The organism is Mycobacterium sp. IDUB_28, from assembly GCF_055419285.1.
Genome location: NZ_JBVAXK010000008.1, coordinates 115,813 through 136,470, shown reverse-complemented (window position 1 = coordinate 136,470; position 20,658 = coordinate 115,813). Strand labels below are relative to the sequence as shown.

Genomic DNA, 20,658 nt, shown 5'->3' with positions numbered 1-20,658 from the left:
GCTGACATGACCGACACAGTTTCGAAAAGCCGATCGCGCACCAAGAAGCGCGATGACCGCCAGATCGGGATGAAACCGCACAAACGCACCGGCGTCGACGTCGCCATCGCGCTGATCACGCCGATCGTCGGCCAGGAGTTCCTGGACAAATATCGGTTACGCGATCCGCTGAATCGGGCGCTGCGGTACGGCACCAAGCAGTTGTTCACCACCACTGCCGCCGCGGGTCGCCAGTTCAAGCGGGTGCAGAACCTGCGGGGTACACCGACCCGACTGAAAGCCAGCGGCAAGAACTACTTCGACCTGACACCGGACGACGACCAGAAAATGATCGTCGAGACCGTCGAGGAGTTCGCCGGCGAGATTCTGCGTCCGGCCGCCCACGACGCCGACGAGGCCGCGAGCTACCCGGCCGGTCTGATCGCCAAGGCTGCCGAGCTCGGGATCACCGCCATCAACATCCCTGAGGACTTCGACGGCATCGCCGAGCACCGCTCCTCGGTCACCAACGTGCTGGTCGCCGAGGCGCTGGCATACGGCGATATGGGACAGGCATTGCCGATCCTGGCGCCCGGCGGCGTCGCGGCCGCACTGACCCACTGGGGCAGCGCCGACCAGCAGTCGACCTACCTCGGCGAGTTCGCCGGTGAGAACGTGCCGCAGGCATGCGTGGCCATTGCCGAACCGCAGCCGCTGTTCGACCCGACCAGGCTGCGGACCACCGCGGTGCGCACCCCGTCCGGCTACCGCCTGGACGGCGTGAAGTCCCTGGTGCCGGCCGCCGCTGACGCCGAACTGTTCATCATCGGCGCCCAGCTCAACGGCAAGCCCGCATTGTTCATCGTCGAGTCGACCGCCAAAGGACTGACCGTCCAGGCCGACCCGAGCATGGGAATCCGCGCGGCGGCCCTGGGACAGGTCCACCTTTCCGGAGTGACCGTGCCACTGGACGCCCGACTGGGCGAGGACGACGCGGCCGACGCCGACTACTCCGAAGCGATCGCCCTTGCCCGGCTGGGCTGGGCCGCGCTGGCAGTCGGAACCTCCCACGCGGTGCTCGACTACGTCGTCCCCTACGTGAAGGAGCGCGAGGCCTTCGGCGAACCGATCGCGCGTCGGCAAGCCGTCGCGTTCATGTGCGCGAACATCGCCATCGAACTCGACGGACTGCGGTTGATCACCTGGCGCGGCGCATCGCGTGCCGAACAGGGCCTACCGTTCGCCCGGGAAGCGGCACTGGCCAAGCGATTCGCCTCCGACAAGGGCATGCAAATCGGCCTGGACGGCGTGCAGTTGCTCGGCGGCCACGGCTACACCAAGGAACACCCGGTCGAGCGCTGGTACCGCGATCTGCGGGCCATCGGCGTCGCCGAGGGCGTTGTGGTCATCTAACTTCTAGGCGAAAGACTCATCATGGCAATCAATCTGGAGCTACCGGGCAAGCTGCAAGCGGTGATCACCAAGACCCACCAGGGTGTCGCCGAGCTGGTGCGGCCCATCGCCCGCAAGTACGACCTGAAGGAACACGCCTATCCGGTCGAGCTCGACACGCTGATCAATCTGTTCGAGGGAGCATCGGACTCGTTCAGCTTTGCCGGGGCCGGCGAACTGCGCGGTGCCGACAGCAAAGAAGACAATCACAACGGCGCGAACATGGCCGCGCTGGTGCAGACCCTCGAGGCCAGCTGGGGCGACCTGGCGATGATGCTGTCCATCCCCTATCAGGGTCTGGGCAACGCGGCCATCTCCGCGGTCGCCACCGAGGAGCAACTGGAACGCTTCGGCAAGGTGTGGGCCGCCATGGCCATCACCGAGCCCGGATTCGGCTCGGACTCCGCGGCGGTGTCGACCACCGCGCGGCTCGACGGTGACGAATACGTCATCAACGGCGAGAAGATCTTCGTCACCGCAGGTTCGCGCGCCACCCACATCGTGGTGTGGGCCACGGTGGACAAGTCGGCCGGCCGGGCGGCAATCAAGTCCTTCGTCGTACCCCGCGAGCACCCCGGCGTCACTGTGGAGCGGCTCGAGCACAAGCTCGGCATCAAGGGTTCGGACACCGCGGTGATCCGCTTCGACAACGCCCGTATCCCCAGGGACAACATCCTGGGCAACCCGGAAATCGAAGTGGGCAAAGGCTTTTCCGGAGTGATGGAGACGTTCGACAACACGCGGCCGATCGTGGCGGCCATGGCTGTCGGCATCGGGCGCGCCGCGCTGGAGGAGATCCGCAAGATCCTCACCAACGCCGGGGTCGAGATCGACTACGATCGGCCCTCGCACGTGCAAAGTGCCGCCGCCGCCGAGTTTTTGCGGATGGAGTCTGACTGGGAAGCCAGCTACCTGCTGTCGCTGCGCGCCGCGTGGCAGGCCGACAACAGCATCCCCAATTCCAAAGAAGCGTCGATGAGCAAGGCCAAAGCCGGCCGAATGGCCACCGATGTCACCTTGAAGACTGTCGAATTAGCCGGCACCACCGGATATTCCGAGCAGACGCTGCTGGAGAAGTGGGGACGGGACTCCAAGATCCTGGACATCTTCGAAGGCACCCAACAGATTCAGCAATTGGTGGTCGCCCGCCGCCTGCTCGGGTTGTCCTCGGCCGAACTCAAGTAACCGCCGGCCCTCAGGCCAGTTCGGTGGGCGGGTCCACCTCGTCCGCCGCCGAGATGGCGTCGCGCTGCCACCACTGCACGTCGTGCCAGGCCCCGAGTTTCCACCCGACCCGGCGAAAGTGGCCGACCGGCTCGAAACCGAACGCTGCGTGCATTTCGTTGCTGGCCTCATTCGGCTGGGCGATGCAGGCGAACACCCGCCGGAACCCCCGCCCGGCAAGACGTTTCAGCAATTCGGTGTACAGCATGCGCCCACCGCCCGAAGCCTTGCGATCCGGTGAGAGATAGATGCTTGTCTCCACCGCCCAGCGGTAGGCCGAACGCGGGTGAAACCGGCTGGCGTAGGCGTAGCCGACAACCGTCCCGTCGTCCTCGAGGACCAGCCATTCGTGACCCACCTGGGCCGCTTCGATGCGGTCTGCCATGTCCTCGACGGTCGGCACTTCGGTCTCGAAGGTGATGGGGGTGTCCAGCACGTAGGGGCGGTATATCTCGACACAGGCCGCGGCATCGGCGGCGGTGGCGGTGCGGACCAGTTGCGGCACTAGCCGGCAATCGCGTCGAGTTGGATACGGACGTCGTCGTCGAGTTCGATGTCGGCGACCGCAAGATTCTCCTCCAGATGCTGCACCGACGAGGTGCCAGCGATCAACAGGACGTTGGGCGCCACACTCAGTGTCCACGCCAGCGCAACCTGTGCCGGAGTGTGCCCGTACTGCGCGGCCGCCCGGACCACCACCGCGTTGCCCAATACCGGGTTGTGCACCCCGGCGAAGGCCGATCCCAGCGGGAAGAACGGCACGAAAGCGATACCGCGCGAAGTGCATTCATCCACCAGCGGCATCGCGGCGCGATGGACGAGATTGAAACTGTTCTGCACACAGGCGATCTCGGTCATCTCCAGCGCGTGCAACAGTTGTGCGTGGGTGATCTCGCTGAGCCCGATACCGCCGATCAGGCCTTCGTCGCGGGCGGCGATGAGGACGGCCAGCTGGTCGTCGAAGAGTTGGTCCGGTTCGGTGCTCTCCATCACCCGCAGGTTGACCACCGCCAACTGCTCGACACCCAAGGTGCACAGATTGGCTTCCAGATCCCGGCGCAGATCGCCCGGATCGGACAACGGCAGCCAGGCGCCGGTGTCGTCGCGTCGGCCGCCGACCTTGCTCACCAGCGCCAGATCCTCCGGGTAAGGATGCAGCGCCTCCCGGATGAGTTCGTTGGCCACCTTCGGCCCGTAGTACTGGGCGGTATCGATGTGGTTCACCCCCAATTCGACCGCGCGCCGCAACACCGACAACGCAGCCGCTCGATCGCGCGGCGGCCCCAGCACGCCGGGCCCCGGCAGCTGCATGGCTCCGAAGCCGACCCGGGACACCGAGTGGCGACCGAGTGGAAATTGCTCCATCACGTGAGATTAGCGTTGAGCCGACAGTCTGATTGCGGCGCACCGGGACGGCGACCGCAGCGAGGAATGAGCATGGATCGAGCCACCAACGGCGGCAGCTTGCTGCGGCAGCCGCTGTTCTGGACAAGCCTGGCATTGCCGGTGGCCATCGCCGTAGGGATCGGGACCCAACGAGCACCGTCCGGGCCGCCGTGGTGGGTGCTGGTGGCGCAGCGCAGCAGTGGTGGCGTCGAACCCTGAAAGGCACCTGCTTCATGTACGGCGGCATCGGTGTGAGCGTGGCCGTCATATCCGGTTGCATCCGATTCCTCGCGAAGAAGGGTGAATTACGTTTGCGCTGGGGCCTTTTCGGTGCCTTCGTCTTCTTCTGGTCTTCGTGGTCGGTGGCGCGTTGAACTCCAGCCAAAACGAGATCACGGCCGGTCGAACCTCGAAGCCGACAGGTCTGGTGTTGATCGTCAAGAGTTTGCTCGGTCTCACCGACCGCGCCACGCCCCTGTACACATCCGCGGCCTGGATCGGCCTGCTGGCTATGTTTGGCTCTCTGGCCTACACGGTCAGTGGGCCCTCAGCCGGCAATCGCGACGAGCCAGGGCCGTAGATTGACAGAAGGTTCAACATCGGAGGTGGCATGCGCGCAGCACGGGTGACTCGGCTGGACGGTCCGGACGCTATCGAGGTGGCAGACGTCGACGAACCCACCGGCGAGGGCGTGGTGGTCGAGGTGCACGCCGCCGGGGTGGCATTCCCCGACGCGCTGCTCACCCGCGGCCTCTACCAGTACCGGCCCGATCCGCCCTTCGTGCTTGGCGCCGAGATCGCCGGGGTGGTCCGCTCGGCCCCTGACGGTGCCCACGTCAAGGCCGGCGACCGGGTGCTGGGCCTGACCATGCTGACCGGCGGAATGGCCGAGGTCGCGGTGTTGACACCAGACCGGGTGTTCAAGCTGCCCGAGAACCTCAGTTTCGAGGCCGGCGCCGGGGTGCTGTTCAACGACCTGACGGTGTATTTCTCGCTGGCCGTCCGCGGCCGCCTGGCCCAAGGCGAAACGGTACTGGTGCACGGCGCCGCCGGCGGCATCGGCACCTCCGCGCTGCGGCTGGCGCCGGCCATGGGTGCCTCGCGCGTCATCGCGGTGGTCAGCTCCGAGGAGAAAGGCCAGATCGCCACAGCGGCCGGCGCCACCGACGTGGTGTTGGCCGACGGGTTCAAGGACACGGTCAAGGAGCTGACCAACGGCCGCGGAGTCGACATCGTGGTGGACCCGGTCGGCGGCGACCGGTTCACCGATTCGCTGCGTTCCCTGGCACCGGCCGGGCGGCTGCTGGTGATCGGCTTCACCGGTGGCGAGATCCCGACTGTGAAGGTGAACCGGTTGCTACTCAACAACATTGACGTGGTCGGCGTGGGTTGGGGGGCCTGGGCCGGTAAGCACCCGGGTGCGCTCGAACAGCAGTGGGCTGCGCTGGAGGAGCTGTTCACGTCGGGCAAACTGGCCGCCCCGGAGCCGGATGTGTTCCCGTTGGCGGAGGCCGCGGCCGCGGTGGCGTCGCTGGAAAATCGCAGCGCCAAAGGCAAAGTCGTGCTCCGGGTGCGCTAGATCGCGCGTAGTCAGACCCCGGCCGGCGTGGTCAGCCAGCAGCCCAGGATCACACCTGCGACTACGACCGGCCAGGCTTCGAAAAGCACGCGCACCGGTAGCGGCGCGCGGCGCAATTCCATGAAATCCAGAATGACGTACCGCACTTTGACCGCCGCAATCACAAACGTTCCCAGGACGGCGGCGGTGGGGCTGAACAGATCCTTGGACAGTCCCCACGTCGTCAGGCAGGTCAACACCATCAGACCCAGCCAGACGTGGGTGACCCGCTCCCGCAACTCCGACATCATGCCGCTTTCATCAGATACAGCAACGGGAACAACACAATCCACAACAGATCGACGAGATGCCAGAAGGATGCCACCGATTCCGGGACCGCCCGGCGGCCGCTGCTGAAGGCACCTCGCCGCGACCTGAGCCACACATACGTCAGCAGGCTGGTACCGAGCAACACGTGGGCCAGGTGGATGCCGGTCAGGGTGAAGTACCACATGTAGAAGGGGTTGGTTCCCGGGGTGATGCCGTGGGCGAATTTCTGGGAGTACTCAACAGATTTGGACACCACGAACATCAGCCCGGTGACCACTCCCCCGAGCAGGTAGCGGGGCACCCGGTCGACGAGGTCACGCTTGAGGGCTTGGATGGCCAGCGCGACCAACCACGAACTCGTCAACAGGATCAGCGTGTCCACCCCACCCAGATCGATGTTCAGGGTGTGCCGGGACGCCTCGAACAACGCCGGCTTTTTGAGCCGATCCTGCATGAATGTCAGGAACAGGATCGCGAAGATCACCGAGTCGGCGCCGATGAAGACCCAGATGCCCTCCAGTCCTGGAAGGCGTCTGGGTTCTACCCGCTCGGCGGTTTCGACGCTCACGAACTAGGCGTGCGCAAGTTCGGCCGCAGCATCTTCGGCCTGTAGGCGCGGGATCGCTTTGATGATGAAGTAGGACACCGACGGGATCCAGAAGAACCAGGTGAAGAAGGCGATCCAGAAGCTGATCACGCCGTTGAAGGCCAGCGGACCGGTGGTGACGAACGGGATGGCGCTGACCGCGAAGAACGATGCGAAAGTGACCCAGCCCCACCAGCTGACCGCGCTGGGGACCAACTTCGTTTTCCGCTTGTCCCGCATGAAAACAATGCTGACAGCAGCGATTTGGAGAGACGTCACAAAATACGCCAGATCGAAGAGGAGCCAGCCCATCCAGTAGAGCAGGTGCATGGTCTCGGGCGGAAGATTGTCGACCTCGTGCGCGGCCGCCAGCCAGATCGCCAGCGTGACCGAGACGGGAGCGCAGGTGATGGTGCCGCCCATCATTTCGATCTTCGACAGGATCCCGCCGGGACCTTCGATGCGTTCCATCACTCGCGAGACCGCCACGCTGAACGACATGTAGAACGCGGTCATGGTGAGGCAGACGCTCAGTGCGATCAACAGCCGTGGTCGCAAGTCATGGAAATGCTGCTTGACCTCGGCTCCCGTTGCGCTGGCGGGGAATGGCGGCATGTTGTCGGCCACGATCCCCCACAGGCAGAAGACCGCGAACAGGAACACCGGACCGGTCCAGGCCAGGATCTTCCAGGTTCGGTAGTCCGTCGGGTACGGTTCCGGTACCCGCGCCGGGGTGTAGGGGGTGGGTTGAGTTTTTATCGCCATCGGTCTGCTCCTAGGACACGTTGTTGATGCGCATCGACACGATCCCGATCGATGCAGCTGCGGCACTTCGATCGTCACGCCGATGGGGTCGGGTTGGCTTCCCCCCAACGAGTCAAACTTTGTCTACCCCTTTGGGGACACCGGTCAGAGCAGCACCGCCGGGTCTGCCGCAGCCCTTGAATTTTTGGTCAGTCCATTTGTACTATCGAATCATTGTTGGTCACCGATGACGATGGGCGAATGATGCGGAACCGCGAAGGTTACGGCTCGCAGCGGATTGCACTGTGGTGCAACTGGATTTTCGTGGCGCTCACCGCGATCGGCTGGCTAGGCATCGCGCACTTCTACCAACCCGCGAGAGCCGACCTGGGGATGAACGCGACCAAGGTGTGGTTCAGCGAAACGCACCACTGGGGCACGATTATCGGCTGCAGCGTCTTCTACGTTGCCGCCGGAATCCTCACCCCCGGCTCCATCATGTTCGGCATCATGCTGGCCAAGATCGAGGGCCGGCGGCCGGTATGGTCGTTCACCACCGCGGTGTGCGGCGTCTTCATCTCGCTGATCGTCTTCCTCAATGCCTGCGCGTGGATCGTGTCGGCCTACCGCAGAGAGAGCGGATCCGACGTCATCCAGGCTTTCTACGACTGGGCCTGGTTCGCCTTCCTACTGGGCTGGATCTATCTGGCAATCGAGATGGCTGCGACCGGCGTGGTGGAGCTGATGGATCACCGCGATCAACCGATGGTTCCGCGCTGGTTCACCTGGCTGACCTTTGCCGGCGCGCTGACGTTGTTCTTCGCCGCCGGGCCGGCGTTCCTGAAGAGCGGACCGTTCGCCTACCACGGGTTGCTGGCGTTCTATGTCCCGGTTGCCGTCTGGGGCGGCTACCTCACCATCACGACATGGTTCATGTTGAAAGAGCTGGGCCGAGAAGCGGAGTCGGCTCGGGACGCGACTTCCGAAGTTGAAGGGCGAGAAGGTCATGCATTGGGAGCTGTCCGCAGAGCAACAACTGTTCGCGACGTCGCTACGGGAGTGGCTGGCCGACCGGGCTGACGCAGCCACGGTGCGCGGCTGGCTGGAGAACCGGGATCCGAGGTCCTTTGAGCACATCTTCAGCGAGGAGGGTTGGGCCGGGGTCGGTTTGAGCGAGGAACTCGGCGGTCAGGGCGGCGGCCTGTTGGAGCTGGCGCTCACCGCGCGCGAGCTCGGGCGCACGGCCGCACCGTCGGCCGGGTGGCTGCAGACCGCGCTCGTCGTCCCGACCCTGGCCTGCGAACCAGCCCTGGCCCGAGCTGCTACGGAGTCCGGTGAGGTGACCGCGCTGGCGGTGCGTGCCGATCGCATTCCGGCGGGGTTCGGGCCGGTGCGCGCCAGCGTAAACCGGTTGCACGGGCAGATTCCGTGTGTGCTCGCCGCGGCGCGGGCGCGGCACCTGTTGGTTCCGGTCACCGACGACACCGGCGCAACCCTGTGGCTGGTCGACGTCGCCGAGGCAGGGGTTGACATCCGCTCCCGCTCACTCCTGGACCGGTCACGGGAGGTTGCCGACATCGAACTCGACGACGTCACCGCACGCCGGCTCGACGTCGACGCCACCAGCGTTCTCAGCGAAATTTCCACCTGGGCAGGGGTTCTCGTCGCCGCCGACGCGCTCGGTGCGGCCGAGCGGATGCTCGGCCTGGCCGTGGAATATAGCAGACAGCGCCATCAGTTCGGACAACCGATCGGTTCGTTCCAGGCGGTCAAACACGCCGCCGCGCAGATGCTGGTCACCATCGAATCCTCGATGTCCATCGTGTACTACGCCGCTCAATCCGCCGAGGAACAGTTGCCCGATCGGGCCGTCCACGCGGCGGTGGCCAAGGCCCAGGTCACCAGCGGGGCAGCTGAGGTCGCGGACAGTGCCCTGACACTGCACGGCGCGGTGGGTTACACCTGGGAGCACGACCTGCAGCTGTTCTACAAGCGCGCCAAGCTGGACCGGACGCTGTTCGGCGCACCGGCTACCTGGAATGAACGCATAGCGGCGGCGCTGCCGTTACTGCCCGCCACCGCGTGACGCCGATGGCAGCGCACCGGTTTCTTTTTGGTCTGTCCATTAGTATGATTTGCACTCGAGCTGATAAATCTTTCGTAGGCATCGTCGAGCGGAGATCGGTGTGGACTTCCAACTGAGCGAGGATCAACAGACGATCCGAGAAGCCGTCGCCGAATTGGCCGCAAAATTCGACGACCACTACTGGCTGACGAAGGACCAGAACCACGAGTTTCCGTCCGAGTTCTACGACGCCTTCGCCAGCGGTGGTTGGCTGGGCATCACAACTCCCGAGGACTACGGCGGCCACGGCTTCGGCATAACCGAAGCCTCGATCCTGTTGGAGGAAGTCGCGGCCAGTGGCGCCGGGATGAACGGCGCAAGTTCCATGCACATGTCGATCTTCGGCATGCACCCGGTGATCGTGCACGGCTCCGAGGATCTCAAGGCGCGCAATCTGCCGCGCATTGTCACCGGCGATCTGCATGTCTGCTTCGGTGTCACCGAGCCCGGTGCGGGCCTGGACACCACCAAGATCAGTACTTTCGCCCGCCGCGAGGGCAACCGCTACGTGGTCAACGGTCGCAAGGTGTGGATCTCGAAAGCGCTGGAATCCGAAAAGATTCTGCTACTGACCCGGACCACGAAGTTCGACGAAGTCAAGCGCAAGACCGACGGTATGACGCTGTTCTTCACCGACCTGGACCGCGACAAAGTCGAGATCCGTCCGATCCCCAAGATGGGGCGGAACGCGGTGTCGTCCAATGAACTCTTCATCGACGGCCTCGAGATCCCGGTGGAGGACCGCGTCGGTGAGGAGGGCCACGGTTTCCGCTACATCCTGGACGGCCTGAACCCAGAGCGCTGCCTGATCGCCGCCGAAGCGCTCGGCATGGGGCGGGCCGCGCTACGCGCGGCCGTCCGCTACGGCAACGAGCGGGAAGTGTTCGGACGGCCGATCGGGATGAATCAGGGCCTGCAGTTCCCGCTCGCCGATTCGCTGGCCCGCCTGGACGCCGCCGAACTGATCCTGCGCAAAGCCACCTGGCTCTACGACAACGGCAAACCCTGTGCGCGCGAGGCGAATACCGCCAAGTATTTGTGTGCCGACGCCGCTTTCGACGCGGCGGATCGCGCGGTGCAAACCCATGGCGGTATGGGCTACTCGGAGGAATACCACGTCGCGCGTTACTTCCGCGAAGCCCGACTCACCCGCATCGCACCGATCAGCCAGGAGATGGTGCTCAACTACCTGGGCGAACACGTGCTGGGTCTGCCGAGGAGCTACTGATGAATGCCCCCAGAGACGTGTTCCGACTCGACGGCCGCTCGGCACTGGTGACCGGTGCCGGCAGCGGCGTCGGCGAGGCTATTGCCCGCGCCTTCTCGGCAGCCGGCGCAGCGGTGCTGGTGACCGATATCGACAAGGACGCCGCCGTAGCCACCGCGGAGTCGATCGTGGCCGCCGGGGGTGTCGCGCAGCCGTTCGTCCTGGACGTGCGCGACTCGGCCGCCGCTGCCGAAGCCGCCGGCGCCGCAGCAGAACTCGGTGGCGGCGCCCTGCACGTCCTAGTGAACAACGCCGGCGCCATCGCCCCGGCCATGTTCGGCGACCTCTCGGAGGAGAACTTCCGTCGCATCGTCGACATCCACCTGGTGGGTAGCTTCGTGTGCAGTCAAGCCGCCCTGCCGCACCTGCCGACCGACGGCACCGGCCGAATCATCAACGTCACTTCCGCGGCGGGCCTGACGGGGACCATCGGCCAAGCCAATTACGGTGCGGCGAAGGCCGGAATCGTCGGCCTGACCAAGTCCCTGGCCAAGGAGTTGGCGCGGCAGTCGATCACCGTCAACGCCGTCGCCCCACTGGCCGCAACGGCCATGACAGCCAACATCCGCGGCAACGAAAAGCTGGCAGCCAAAACTCTCGCGCGAATACCGTTGGGCCGCTGGGCGTTCCCCGACGAGATCGCACCCACGTTCGTCTTTTTGGCCTCCGACGCGGGCTCCTACATCACTGGCCAGGTGTTGCCGGTTGACGGCGGGACGGTGATCTGATGGGGCGCACCATCAACGGGCCGTTCGCATCGACCGGGCGTGCGGTGTACATCGCCGAAGCGGTGCGTACCCCGATTGGGAAGTCACACCCGGAGCGCGGCTGGTACCGCGACACCCATCCGAATGCAATGCTCGCCGCCTGCTACACCGAGCTGGTCACCCGCACCGGAATCGATTCCGCAACGGTAGAGGATCTGGTGATCGGCTGCACGGCACCGTTCGGCGAGCAGTCCCGCAACATCGCACGTAACGCCTGGTTGCAGGCCGGATATCCGCCCGAGGTGCCCGCCACCACGCTGGACCGGCGCTGCGGATCGGCGCAGACCGCACTGGCGATGGGTGCGGCCCTGGTGGCTTCCGGTACCCACGATGTGGTAATCGCCGGCGGCGTCGAACACATGGGCCGGGTCCCGATCGACTCACCCGCCAAGATCTCCGAGCTCTACGGCGACCCTTGGCCGGCCGAACTGCGGGACCGTTATGACTTTGTGCACCAGGGGGAAAGCGCCGAACTGATCGCGGATCGCTGGCAGCTGGGCCGCGCCGAAATGGACGAGTTCGCCGCACGCTCACACACGCTCGCCGCCAAAGCCATCGCCGACGGGCGGTTCCAGGGCGAAATGGTCCCGATGACACTTGACGGGCAGATCCGGTACTCCGATCAATGTGTCCGGCCGGACACCACGGTAGCGACCCTGGCCAACCTGAAACCGGTGTTCCGCAAGGAGAACGGCCGGATCACTGCGGGCTCGTCGTCACCGATCAGCGACGGTGCCGCCGCCGTGCTGCTGTGCTCGGACGCGGCCGTGCGCAGGTTCGGTCTACACCCGCGCGCCCGTCTCGTCGACCAGACCACCGTTGGGGTGGACCCGATCATCATGCTGACCGGCCCCATCCCGGCTACCCGGAAACTGTTGCAGCGCAATAATATCGATATCGACGACATCGACCTGTTCGAAGTCAACGAGGCGTTCTCGTCGGTGGTTCTGGCGTGGCAGCAGGAATTGCAACCGGACACCGACCGGGTCAACGTCAACGGCGGAGCTATCGCCCTCGGGCACGCGGTGGGCGCTACCGGCGCCCGGTTGACGGCGACGGTGGTCGCCGAACTCGAACGCCGCGACGCCGACCTCGCGCTGGTGACGATGTGCTGTGGTGGCGGATTGGGCACTGCGACGCTGTTGCAACGGGTCTCGGCATGAGCGAGTCCGCACCGTGATCGACTTCAGCAGTCACCTCAGCCGCGGCGACGGAGTCTGGTGGGGCCAGGCCGCGGCCGAACCCCGGCCGCTGGTCGACGCCCTGATTCTGCAGAACCCGCGGATCGGCCCGATTCAGGTCTTCACCGGGCTGAGCTGGAATGACCAACTCGCCATCACAATTCCGGGCCGCATGTCGATGTCCTCCTACGGTGGCCTCGGCGAACTTCGCGAGCTGAGCCGTTCCGGACGTCTCGATGTGGTGCCGTGCCACTACTCGGCACTGCCGCGCATGTTTGCCGAACGACTGCTGCCCTGCGATGTCGGTCTCGTCCAAGTCTCCCCGCCCGACGCGGACGGCACCTGTTCGTTGGGCATCGGCGTCGACTATGTCGCCGATGCCATACCGCACACCCCGGTGCTGATCGCCGAGATCAACCAGAGAATGCCCGAAACCCTTGGCGCTCCTCGTATTCCGCTCGAGCGCTTTGCGGCGTGGGTCACCACCGACCGGCCGCTGGCCGAGGATCCCACCCGTCCGCCCGGCGACACCGAACAACGCATCGCCAGCCATATCGCCGAACTGATCGACGACGGCGACACCGTGCAGTTGGGCGTCGGCTCGATGGGTAGCGCGGTACTCGACGCGCTGGCCGGACACGAGCATCTGGGAGTTCATACCGGCATGGTCACCGACGGGTTGCTGCGGCTGGTGGACAAGGGCGTGGTCACCGGCAGTCGCAAAGAGATCGATCCCGGCGTGATCGTGGCCGGTACCGCGCTGGGGTCGGCTGAGCTGTACACCCGGCTGCCCGAGATGCCCGTCTGCTTCCTGCCGATCAGTTACACCCATAGCCCGCGGATACTTTCGCAACTGCAATCACTGGTGTCCATCAACTTCGCCGTCGAGGTCGACCTCACCGGCCAGGTCGGTGCGGAGGTGAGTCGCGGCGTGTACGTCGGTGCGGTCGGTGGGCAGGTCGACTTCACCCGGGCGGCCTCGCTCACCGGAAAGCGGTCGATCATCGCCTTGCGTGCGACCTCCGGCGGCCAGTCGACAATCAAGCCGTTCCTCGACGGTGGGGTGGTGAGCACAGCACGTTCCGACGTCGACGTCGTCGTCACCGAATACGGTGTCGCACATCTGCGCGGCCGCAGTCTGCGGGAGCGCGCCCACCGACTCATACAGATCGCCGACCCCCGATTCCGCGATGAACTACTTGAAGGGAGCACGCTGTGAGCGCCTTGCCCAGGCAGGTCCACATCCGGGAAGTGGGCCCTCGCGACGGATTTCAGAACGAACCGGAAACTATCGCCACCAGCGACAAGATCGACCTGATCAATCGGCTCGCCCAGACCGGGCTGCGGCGCATCGAGGTGGCCAGCTTCGTCCGCCCCGACGTCATCCCGCAGCTGTCCGACGGAGTCGAAGTGCTGCGTGGCGTCACCGTCCCCGCCGACGTATCGCTGATGGTGTTGGTGCCCAACAGCAAAGGGCTCGACAACGCGCTGCGGGTGCGGGACACGTTCTCAGAGGTCGCGATCTTCGTCAGCGGATCGGAGACACACAACAAGAAGAATGTGAACCGGACGATCGCCGAGTCGATGGCTGACAACGAGATCATTGCCAAACGCATTGTCGCCGAGAATCTCAAGTGCGCCGCCGTGATCGCCACCTCCTACGGTTGCCCCTTCGAAGGCCGGGTGCCGATGAACCGGGTCCTCGACATCGCCGAACAATTCGCGGCGGCCGGTGCCACCGAAGTGGGGTTCGGCGACACCACCGGCATGGCCAACCCCGCCTACGTAGGTGAGTTCTTCACCGCGGCCATCGAACGACTGCCCGGCGTGGAGGTCACGGCGCACTTCCACAACACCCGCGGCCAGGGCCTGGCCAACGCCTTTGCCGCGCTGCAGGCCGGCTGCACCAGCTTCGAGTCCAGTTTCGGCGAACTCGGTGGTTGCCCCGTCCCTAGAGGATCCACCGGAAACATCGCTTCGGAGGATCTGGTCAGCATGTTCGAGGAGATGGGCGTCTCGACCGGCATCTCGCTGCCGAGTCTGATCGACGCTGCCCGAGCCGCCCAGAACGTACTCGGCCGCACCCTGACCAGCCACTCCATCATCGCTGGGCCGATCGACTGGTCTGCAGGTTCGGACAAACGTTTCTGCCACTAGCGTCACTACCAATCACCACAAGGAGAAATTGATGAGTAATCGGGTCGCGTTCGTCACGGGCGGTGCCCAAGGCATCGGTCAAGGAATCTCGGAAACGCTGGGAGCCAACGGATTCCGGGTGGCGATCGCCGACCTGAACCTGGAAGCCGCCGAAGCCACCGCGAAGCGGATCGCCGAAGCCGGCGGGGAAGCCATCGCAGTCCAGGTCGATGTGACCAACATCGAGTCGGTCCGCAGCGCGGTCAAGATGGTCGCTGCCGAACTGGGTGAGATCGAGGTCGTGGTGAACAACGCCGGCTGGGACGACTTCATGCCCTTCCTGAAGACCTCAGAAGAGTTCTGGGACAAGATCATCGACATCAACTTCAAAGGCGCACTACGGGTGCTGCACGCAGTGGTGCCGGGCATGGTCGAGCGTGGCTTCGGCCGGGTGATCAATATCGGCTCGGATGCCGGCCGGGTCGGCTCGTCACTGGAGGCGGTCTACTCCGGGGCCAAAGGTGGCATTATCGCGTTCACCAAGACACTGGCACGCGAAGTCGCCACCAAGGGCGTCACTGCGAACGTGGTCTGCCCGGGCCCCACCGACACCCCGGCACTGCGCAAGTTCGCCGACAGCTCCGGGCAGGATGCCGACAAGGTGATCGGCGGGATGACCCGCTCAGTGCCGATGAAGCGACTCGGCCAGCCCGCGGACGTCGCTGCCGCGGTGGCCTTCTTCGCTTCCGACGCCGCCGAGTACGTCACCGGTCAGACGCTCTCGGTCAGCGGCGGACTGACGATGGCCTGACCGGGCGGCTGATCCAGTTACGCAGCGCTCGAAGGAGATCCAATGGTACAACCCGCAACCCGCGACCCGGTCGCATTGAACCATGACGGTGCCGTCATCGAAGTGGTGCTCGACAAGCCGCCCGCCAACGCCCTGGGGCCGGCGATCATCGCCGGCCTGCACCAGGCGATGGACTACGTCGCCACCACCCAAGCCAAGGTACTGGTGGTGACGTCGGCGGTGGACGGATTCTTCGCGGCCGGCGCGGACATCAAGCACATGTCCAGCGTCGACGCCACGTCGTTCCGCGAATACGGGGATGCGCTGCGGGGCGCGGTCGAGCGACTGGCCGGCCTGCCGCTCGTATCGGTCGCCGCGATCGACGGCCTCGCACTGGGCGGTGGACTCGAGTTGGCGTTGGCCTGCACCATGCGGGTCGCCACGACGCGGGCCCGCCTGGGCCTGCCGGAGGTCAAGCTCGGCCTGATCCCCGGCGCCGGTGGCACTCAACGACTTCCACGCGTACTCGGGCGGGGTCGGGCGCTGGACCTCATGCTGACCGGCCGCCAGGTGGGTGCAGACGAGGCGCTGGCGATCGGCCTGATCGACCGACTGGCCGAGCCGGGTATCACCGCACCGGCCGCCGCGCGAGAGCTGGCCGCCGAACTGTCGGCGTTGTCCACCCCCGCCCAGCTGGCAGTGGTGCGCACCGTCGACGCCGCCTACGACCGCCCACTGGCCGAGGGTCTGCGCTTCGAGGTCGACCAGATCCAGGACCTGTTCGAACACGGCGAAGCGATCGAGGGCCTGGACGCGTTCCTCGCCAAGCGCTCGCCGCACTTCGCTTAAGCACCCCCGGGAGATACCTGTGAACAACCTGCACCGCAGTTACCAGACGCTGTGCGTCGAATCGCCGACAGACGGAGTGATCCAGGTGACCCTGAACCGTCCGGACCGCTACAACGCCATGACGGTGGCCATGTTCGACGAGCTGGAATCAGTGGCCCGCGCGATCGGCGACGATCGCTCGGCGCGGGTCGTGATCCTGACCGGCGCGGGCAAGGCATTCTGCGCCGGCTACGACCTCGACGAGGCCGAGGAACTGGCGTCCCTCTCGGCACTGGGCATGCTGGACCGGCAGGAACGCGCCGCCCGCGCCCTGGGCGCGGTGCGGGCCATCCCGATGCCGGTGATTGCCGCGGTCAACGGCGCGGCGGCCGGCGGCGGCATGTCGCTGACGCTGATGGCCGATATTCGGCTGGGATCACCGGCGGCGAAGTTCAACGCGGCGTTCGTGCGGATCGGCCTGTCGGCCGGCGACCTGGGCGCGTCGTGGCTGTTGCCGCGCTTGATCGGACCGGCCGCGGCCGCCGAAATCGGTTTCACCGGCCGCATTGTCGGGGCCGAGGAGGCCGAACGGCTGGGCCTGCTCAACCGGGTGACCGGCACGGACGACCTGCTCGAGCAGACCCTGGAGCTGGCCGGCCAGATCTGCGCCAACTCCCCCGGCGGCATTCGGCTGTCCAAACGGGCCCTGCAGGCCAATCTGGAAGTCGCATCCTTCGCCGCGGCGCTCGAACTGGAGAACCGCGGGCAGGCGCTGCTCACCCGCTGCGACGACATGAGTGAGGCACTGGACGCGTTCAAAACCAAACGCACACCGAATTTCTCCGGACGATGAGCATCAATCCTGTAGTGCCCCAATGGAATCGGGTGGCGCGACGACCACTGGACGATGTGCTTGACGAACTGCGCACCGCCCACACCCTCGCCTTCGACCAGCACCGGTCCGGCGTGGTGGTGATGAAGGTGAACCGCCCCGACCGCGGCAACTCGCAGACCATCGAGATGTTCGGTGAGATCGCCTGGGCCGCAGACGTGCTGCGGCATGCACAGCTGCGGGCACTGATCATCACCGGCGCCGGCGGCAAGACCTTCTGCACCGGATTCGACCTCGCCGAGGTCGACGTGCTGACCCGGATGTCGGTCGCGGACTTCACTGATCTGGTCGAGACGGCCGCCGCCGGATCCACCGGGCTGCGCGCCCTGCCCTACCCCGTCATCGCCGCGGTCAGCGGGCCGGCCGCCGGCGGCGGATTGTCGCTGGCGCTGGCCACCGATATCCGAATCGCGGACCGGACAGCAAGTTTCAGTGCCGGTTTCGTCCGGATCGGTCTGTCGATCGGCGAATTGGGCACCTCCTGGAATCTGGCCCGCATTGTCGGACCCGGTCGGGCCGCCGAGATCGCCTTCACCGGGCGCACCGTGCGAGCGGCCGAGGCACTGCGGATCGGTCTGGTCAACCAACTGTGCGACACCACCACTGCGCTCGACGCGGCGCTCGCGCTGGCCGAATCGATCGCCGCCAACTCCGATGACAGCGTCCGCTCCACCAAGAACTCGATGCTGCGCGCCTTCGAGAACAACTCCTTCCAGGCCGCACTGGAAACCGAGAACCGCGGCCAGGCGCTCGCCATACAGGTGCCGACCACCAACCGTGCACTCGCCGAGCTACCCGGTCAACTCAGCTGACTGCCAACATATCTCGGTGGCGCCGACATCATGGCACCCCCTGGGGAGGGTTCGGAAAACCTTCGATCGGGTGATGCGCCGGTTGCCGCCGATCCATAGGGTTGGCGGATGCCACCTCTAGACCACGGAAACGACCTCACCTGGCAGGCGATCCTGACCTCCGCGAGCTGGGTACTGACCGGGGTGTTGCTGTTGATCGCCCTCCGGCTCGGTGCCCGCGAACGTACGGCGGCACATGCCACGGGCCGGAAATCCGTGACTGCTTGGTGCACCGTCGCGACGGCCTCATTCGCGGCGTACGTGTCGGCGCCACCGGCGCAGGCCGCACCGGACCCCCAGGTGGAATACATGTACAACGTGACGGTGCGCCGGCATTACAACTGGCCCGCCGGCAACGACGCGCTCGGTTACGGCCACGGCATCTGTGATAAGGTCGCTGCCGGCAAGCCGTACCCGGCCGTCCTGGGTGAGGTGAAGAACGACGTCACCCCCAACGACGAGTTCGCCGCGAATTATCTGGTGTCCTATGCGGTTAACCTGTTGTGCCCCGACCAGATCTGGCAGTTGCGCAATTCCGCGGCAGGCTACCAACCGCCGCCGGCGGGGTAGCGCCCCGGTATCCGCCGGTTATTGCGCCGGCATCGCCGGCGGCGGGTACACGCCGCGCAGGATCCAGGGGAACCAGCTGATCGCGAACTCGACTTCATCGGAGGCGTCGTACTGCGGGCTGGGGTCGGTCGGTACGTTCGGCGGCAACACCACCACCGGGGCCGGCCCGGTCTGGGCGATCTGCGTGCTGGGGGGCGGCTTGCCGGACTGCCCGTAGACCGCCACCACCACGGTGCGATCCAGGCTGTTCTCCGACCAGACCCCGATTTGACCGTTACTGCAATCGGACATGATCGCCACGTAGCCGGGGTTGGAAACCCACTGGTTCATCAACTCGACGCTGCTGATCGCCATCGCCGGATTGATGGCCACGGTTTCGGTCACCCGGCCCGGGTATCCGGCGGCGCCCGCCCGGTCCTGTGGCGTGGAACCGTCGGAGCCGATGTCGCCGTCCAGGTTTCGATTGGCCATCATGTCCTGGGCATGCTGTTGGGCAGCCAGTTGCAGGGCCGGGCTCATGGTCACGTCATTGGTGCAACCAGCCTGATGCTGGACGGTGTAGACGTTGGCCACCACGCTGTCGTTGAGCCGCTTGTTGTCGGCATGTGCCACCGGTGCCCCCAGGACCGTGCCCGCGGCGGCGGCGAGCAATGCCGACGTGGCCAGTTGTCGATGTCGCATGTCAGACTCCCCTGCCTCAGACCGGATCGAACTTCGAGATCAGCCACCGGCCGTCGATCTTGTCGAGGGTGACCCGCACGCTGGACGCGGTGCTCGCGGGGGCGTCCTGGCCCACCACCACGTTCTGATTCACGAACAGCAGCACCACCGCGTGGTCGGGGGTCACCAACGTCGGCGCGGCGGCCGGCACGGTAGCCACCGCGGAAATCTGCTTCTGTTGCGCACCGGGGATCACCACGTCGCGGGTCAGCGTCGTGTACGCCTGCAGGAAGGCGCCGGTCAGTCGATTCCGCGCCGCCTCCAGGTCGGCCTGCACCGTGTTGGGCTTGTAGGACAGCAGTGCGATGGTGCCGTCGGCGGCGGCCCGCACCGCGTCGGTGTCGGTCGCCGCGGCGTTGCGGGTCGCGTTGTCCCGCCAGTCCAGCACGCCGACGACGCCGGTGAGCACCAGTGCCAGTGCGGGCAGCAGACCGTATGCGACAGTGCGCGACCAGTTCACCCGGCGCCACCGACTCGCGTGCTGCTCGAGGTCCGCGGCCTCAATGTCTTCGGCGTCGTCGATGTCTTCAGTCTCTGTGGTGTCTTCGGTGCCTTCGGCGCCTTCGGTGTCTTTGACGTCTTCGATTTCTTCGACGGTGTCGATGTCGACCACCGGCTCCGCATCGGTCTTTTTGTTGCGCCGCAACAGCATCGGTTTCATTGCACAAACCCCACGTTAGACACCTTGATATCGGTGCCGACTCGCTGCACGTTGATCCGCATTCGCCAGGCCCGCGGCACCGGGTCGGGTTCGCCGGCGTTGGACGTACGCACCGACACCAGCACCAGAGCCTGTGCGCCGTCCGGTGTTTCGGATTCCAGCGCGGCCTCGGTGACGGTCCCCACGGTGACCGCTTTGGCCTGCTGAAGTACCTCGACGAACGGTTGCGACCGTTTGGCGAAGTCATCGTGGAACTGGCCGGTCGCGCCATCCAGTATCCGGCGCACGTCGGCGTCGGCGTGCTGCCAGTTGATGGTGGTCAGGTTCAGCGCGCCCTGCTTGGCCACCTGCAGGTAGTGACTGCGCTGCGCCTGCGTCTGCTGCGATTGGTGCAGCCGCCAACCCCACCAACCGGCCAGCCCGGTGAGGGCGAGCACCACGCACAAGCCGAACAGTGTCGCCCGTCGCGGCGCGGACATGGGCCTGCGCAACCGAGACTTGGCGCTAGGCTCGGACCCGGCGTCCGCGGCAACCGCGTCGCCGTCATCGGCTGGCTCCTGGATCTCGGCGCGGTCGTCCAAATCGATTGTGGCAGAACTTGATACGGTCAT

24 protein-coding genes are annotated in these 20,658 nt (G+C 65.7%); 16 read left to right on the top strand and 8 right to left on the bottom strand.

The annotated features are described in order from the left end of the window. Positions 1-6: 6 nt before the first annotated feature. Positions 7-1,392 carry an acyl-CoA dehydrogenase family protein gene (locus ACZYZ9_RS18020; protein ID WP_463827631.1) on the top strand — a complete coding sequence of 462 codons (1,386 nt, stop codon included), beginning with the start codon at positions 7-9 and terminating at the stop codon, positions 1,390-1,392. 21 nt (positions 1,393-1,413) lie between these two features. After that, positions 1,414-2,616, top strand: a complete 1,203-nt coding sequence (locus tag ACZYZ9_RS18015) for an acyl-CoA dehydrogenase family protein (RefSeq protein ID WP_463827630.1) — start codon at positions 1,414-1,416, stop codon at positions 2,614-2,616. Positions 2,617-2,626: 10 nt separating this feature from the next. Here the strand turns inward: ACZYZ9_RS18015 and ACZYZ9_RS18010 are convergent, their stop codons facing one another. Together ACZYZ9_RS18010 and ACZYZ9_RS18005 are read right to left on the bottom strand one after the other, a co-directional pair. Next, a complete protein-coding gene (locus ACZYZ9_RS18010; protein ID WP_463827786.1) occupies positions 2,627-3,151 on the bottom strand; it encodes an N-acetyltransferase family protein in 525 nt (174 codons plus the stop codon). A gap of 8 nt (positions 3,152-3,159) precedes the next feature. Next, complete coding sequence (locus ACZYZ9_RS18005) at positions 3,160-4,020, bottom strand: oxidoreductase (RefSeq protein WP_463827629.1); 861 nt, start codon at positions 4,018-4,020, stop codon at positions 3,160-3,162. 72 nt (positions 4,021-4,092) lie between these two features. On the opposite strand from ACZYZ9_RS18005, the gene ACZYZ9_RS18000 reads away from it, so the two are divergent. Beyond that, positions 4,093-4,260, top strand: a complete 168-nt coding sequence (locus ACZYZ9_RS18000; protein ID WP_463827628.1) for a hypothetical protein — start codon at positions 4,093-4,095, stop codon at positions 4,258-4,260. Positions 4,261-4,651: 391 nt separating this feature from the next. After that, on the top strand, positions 4,652-5,620 hold the full coding sequence (locus ACZYZ9_RS17995) for an NADPH:quinone oxidoreductase family protein (RefSeq protein ID WP_463827627.1): 969 nt from the start codon (positions 4,652-4,654) through the stop codon (positions 5,618-5,620). Between the two features lie 11 nt (positions 5,621-5,631). On the opposite strand, the gene ACZYZ9_RS17990 is transcribed toward ACZYZ9_RS17995, so the two are convergent. From ACZYZ9_RS17990 to ACZYZ9_RS17980, 3 genes are read right to left on the bottom strand one after another with little or no spacing between them, the layout of a single operon-like run. Further along, positions 5,632-5,910: a cytochrome C oxidase subunit IV family protein gene (locus tag ACZYZ9_RS17990; RefSeq protein WP_463827626.1), complete on the bottom strand. Its 279-nt coding sequence runs from the start codon at positions 5,908-5,910 to the stop codon at positions 5,632-5,634. After that, positions 5,907-6,497 (bottom strand): cytochrome c oxidase subunit 3 family protein, encoded by a 591-nt coding sequence (locus ACZYZ9_RS17985; RefSeq protein ID WP_463827625.1) that lies wholly within the window; start codon positions 6,495-6,497, stop codon positions 5,907-5,909. Before ACZYZ9_RS17985 ends, ACZYZ9_RS17990 begins: the two co-directional genes overlap by 4 nt. Positions 6,498-6,500: 3 nt before the next feature. After that, positions 6,501-7,280: a hypothetical protein gene (locus tag ACZYZ9_RS17980; protein ID WP_463827624.1), complete on the bottom strand. Its 780-nt coding sequence runs from the start codon at positions 7,278-7,280 to the stop codon at positions 6,501-6,503. Between the two features lie 240 nt (positions 7,281-7,520). On the opposite strand from ACZYZ9_RS17980, the gene ACZYZ9_RS17975 reads away from it, so the two are divergent. The 12 genes from ACZYZ9_RS17975 (at position 7,521) to ACZYZ9_RS17920 (ending at position 18,666) form a co-directional block, all read left to right on the top strand. Continuing rightward, positions 7,521-8,339 (top strand): hypothetical protein, encoded by an 819-nt coding sequence (locus tag ACZYZ9_RS17975; RefSeq protein WP_463827623.1) that lies wholly within the window; start codon positions 7,521-7,523, stop codon positions 8,337-8,339. Next, complete coding sequence (locus ACZYZ9_RS17970; RefSeq protein ID WP_463827622.1) at positions 8,266-9,345, top strand: acyl-CoA dehydrogenase family protein; 1,080 nt, start codon at positions 8,266-8,268, stop codon at positions 9,343-9,345. Before ACZYZ9_RS17975 ends, ACZYZ9_RS17970 begins: the two co-directional genes overlap by 74 nt. 100 nt (positions 9,346-9,445) lie before the next feature. After that, the gene (locus tag ACZYZ9_RS17965; RefSeq protein WP_463827621.1) at positions 9,446-10,612 is read left to right on the top strand and encodes an acyl-CoA dehydrogenase family protein; all 1,167 of its coding nucleotides are present in this window, start codon (positions 9,446-9,448) and stop codon (positions 10,610-10,612) included. Further along, on the top strand, positions 10,612-11,379 hold the full coding sequence (locus ACZYZ9_RS17960; protein WP_463827620.1) for an SDR family NAD(P)-dependent oxidoreductase: 768 nt from the start codon (positions 10,612-10,614) through the stop codon (positions 11,377-11,379). Before ACZYZ9_RS17965 ends, ACZYZ9_RS17960 begins: the two co-directional genes overlap by 1 nt. Further along, on the top strand, positions 11,379-12,581 hold the full coding sequence (locus ACZYZ9_RS17955; protein ID WP_463827619.1) for a thiolase family protein: 1,203 nt from the start codon (positions 11,379-11,381) through the stop codon (positions 12,579-12,581). Before ACZYZ9_RS17960 ends, ACZYZ9_RS17955 begins: the two co-directional genes overlap by 1 nt. A 13-nt stretch (positions 12,582-12,594) precedes the next feature. Then, the gene (locus tag ACZYZ9_RS17950; RefSeq protein WP_463827618.1) at positions 12,595-13,818 is read left to right on the top strand and encodes an acetyl-CoA hydrolase/transferase family protein; all 1,224 of its coding nucleotides are present in this window, start codon (positions 12,595-12,597) and stop codon (positions 13,816-13,818) included. After that, positions 13,815-14,756, top strand: a complete 942-nt coding sequence (locus tag ACZYZ9_RS17945) for a hydroxymethylglutaryl-CoA lyase (RefSeq protein ID WP_463827617.1) — start codon at positions 13,815-13,817, stop codon at positions 14,754-14,756. The genes ACZYZ9_RS17950 and ACZYZ9_RS17945 overlap by 4 nt, the downstream gene beginning before the upstream one ends. A gap of 31 nt (positions 14,757-14,787) precedes the next feature. Then, positions 14,788-15,546 (top strand): SDR family NAD(P)-dependent oxidoreductase, encoded by a 759-nt coding sequence (locus ACZYZ9_RS17940; protein ID WP_463827616.1) that lies wholly within the window; start codon positions 14,788-14,790, stop codon positions 15,544-15,546. Between the two features lie 42 nt (positions 15,547-15,588). Continuing rightward, positions 15,589-16,374 carry an enoyl-CoA hydratase/isomerase family protein gene (locus ACZYZ9_RS17935; RefSeq protein ID WP_463827615.1) on the top strand — a complete coding sequence of 262 codons (786 nt, stop codon included), beginning with the start codon at positions 15,589-15,591 and terminating at the stop codon, positions 16,372-16,374. 19 nt (positions 16,375-16,393) lie between these two features. Then, positions 16,394-17,206, top strand: coding sequence for an enoyl-CoA hydratase/isomerase family protein (locus ACZYZ9_RS17930; RefSeq protein ID WP_463827614.1), 813 nt, complete (start codon positions 16,394-16,396; stop codon positions 17,204-17,206). Next, positions 17,203-18,057, top strand: coding sequence for an enoyl-CoA hydratase/isomerase family protein (locus ACZYZ9_RS17925; protein WP_463827613.1), 855 nt, complete (start codon positions 17,203-17,205; stop codon positions 18,055-18,057). Before ACZYZ9_RS17930 ends, ACZYZ9_RS17925 begins: the two co-directional genes overlap by 4 nt. Before the next feature lie 108 nt (positions 18,058-18,165). After that, positions 18,166-18,666, top strand: a complete 501-nt coding sequence (locus tag ACZYZ9_RS17920; RefSeq protein WP_463827612.1) for a DUF732 domain-containing protein — start codon at positions 18,166-18,168, stop codon at positions 18,664-18,666. A gap of 18 nt (positions 18,667-18,684) precedes the next feature. On the opposite strand, the gene ACZYZ9_RS17915 is transcribed toward ACZYZ9_RS17920, so the two are convergent. From ACZYZ9_RS17915 to ACZYZ9_RS17905, 3 genes are read right to left on the bottom strand one after another with little or no spacing between them, the layout of a single operon-like run. Further along, complete coding sequence (locus tag ACZYZ9_RS17915; protein ID WP_463827611.1) at positions 18,685-19,347, bottom strand: CAP domain-containing protein; 663 nt, start codon at positions 19,345-19,347, stop codon at positions 18,685-18,687. A 16-nt stretch (positions 19,348-19,363) separates the two neighbouring features. Next, positions 19,364-20,047: a hypothetical protein gene (locus ACZYZ9_RS17910; protein WP_463827610.1), complete on the bottom strand. Its 684-nt coding sequence runs from the start codon at positions 20,045-20,047 to the stop codon at positions 19,364-19,366. Then, positions 20,044-20,658: a mammalian cell entry protein gene (locus ACZYZ9_RS17905; RefSeq protein WP_463827609.1), complete on the bottom strand. Its 615-nt coding sequence runs from the start codon at positions 20,656-20,658 to the stop codon at positions 20,044-20,046. The genes ACZYZ9_RS17910 and ACZYZ9_RS17905 overlap by 4 nt, the downstream gene beginning before the upstream one ends.

Coding starts and splice junctions, on each gene's coding strand:
- ACZYZ9_RS18020 (WP_463827631.1), top strand. CDS start 7: ATGACCGACACAGTTTCGAAAAGCCGATCGCGCACCAAGAAGCGCGAT.
- ACZYZ9_RS18015 (WP_463827630.1), top strand. CDS start 1,414: ATGGCAATCAATCTGGAGCTACCGGGCAAGCTGCAAGCGGTGATCACC.
- ACZYZ9_RS18005 (WP_463827629.1), bottom strand. CDS start 4,020: ATGGAGCAATTTCCACTCGGTCGCCACTCGGTGTCCCGGGTCGGCTTC.
- ACZYZ9_RS18000 (WP_463827628.1), top strand. CDS start 4,093: ATGGATCGAGCCACCAACGGCGGCAGCTTGCTGCGGCAGCCGCTGTTC.
- ACZYZ9_RS17995 (WP_463827627.1), top strand. CDS start 4,652: ATGCGCGCAGCACGGGTGACTCGGCTGGACGGTCCGGACGCTATCGAG.
- ACZYZ9_RS17990 (WP_463827626.1), bottom strand. CDS start 5,910: ATGATGTCGGAGTTGCGGGAGCGGGTCACCCACGTCTGGCTGGGTCTG.
- ACZYZ9_RS17980 (WP_463827624.1), bottom strand. CDS start 7,280: ATGGCGATAAAAACTCAACCCACCCCCTACACCCCGGCGCGGGTACCG.
- ACZYZ9_RS17975 (WP_463827623.1), top strand. CDS start 7,521: ATGATGCGGAACCGCGAAGGTTACGGCTCGCAGCGGATTGCACTGTGG.
- ACZYZ9_RS17970 (WP_463827622.1), top strand. CDS start 8,266: ATGCATTGGGAGCTGTCCGCAGAGCAACAACTGTTCGCGACGTCGCTA.
- ACZYZ9_RS17960 (WP_463827620.1), top strand. CDS start 10,612: ATGAATGCCCCCAGAGACGTGTTCCGACTCGACGGCCGCTCGGCACTG.
- ACZYZ9_RS17955 (WP_463827619.1), top strand. CDS start 11,379: ATGGGGCGCACCATCAACGGGCCGTTCGCATCGACCGGGCGTGCGGTG.
- ACZYZ9_RS17940 (WP_463827616.1), top strand. CDS start 14,788: ATGAGTAATCGGGTCGCGTTCGTCACGGGCGGTGCCCAAGGCATCGGT.
- ACZYZ9_RS17935 (WP_463827615.1), top strand. CDS start 15,589: ATGGTACAACCCGCAACCCGCGACCCGGTCGCATTGAACCATGACGGT.
- ACZYZ9_RS17925 (WP_463827613.1), top strand. CDS start 17,203: ATGAGCATCAATCCTGTAGTGCCCCAATGGAATCGGGTGGCGCGACGA.
- ACZYZ9_RS17920 (WP_463827612.1), top strand. CDS start 18,166: ATGCCACCTCTAGACCACGGAAACGACCTCACCTGGCAGGCGATCCTG.
- ACZYZ9_RS17915 (WP_463827611.1), bottom strand. CDS start 19,347: ATGCGACATCGACAACTGGCCACGTCGGCATTGCTCGCCGCCGCCGCG.
- ACZYZ9_RS17910 (WP_463827610.1), bottom strand. CDS start 20,047: ATGAAACCGATGCTGTTGCGGCGCAACAAAAAGACCGATGCGGAGCCG.
- ACZYZ9_RS17905 (WP_463827609.1), bottom strand. CDS start 20,658: ATGACCGTATCAAGTTCTGCCACAATCGATTTGGACGACCGCGCCGAG.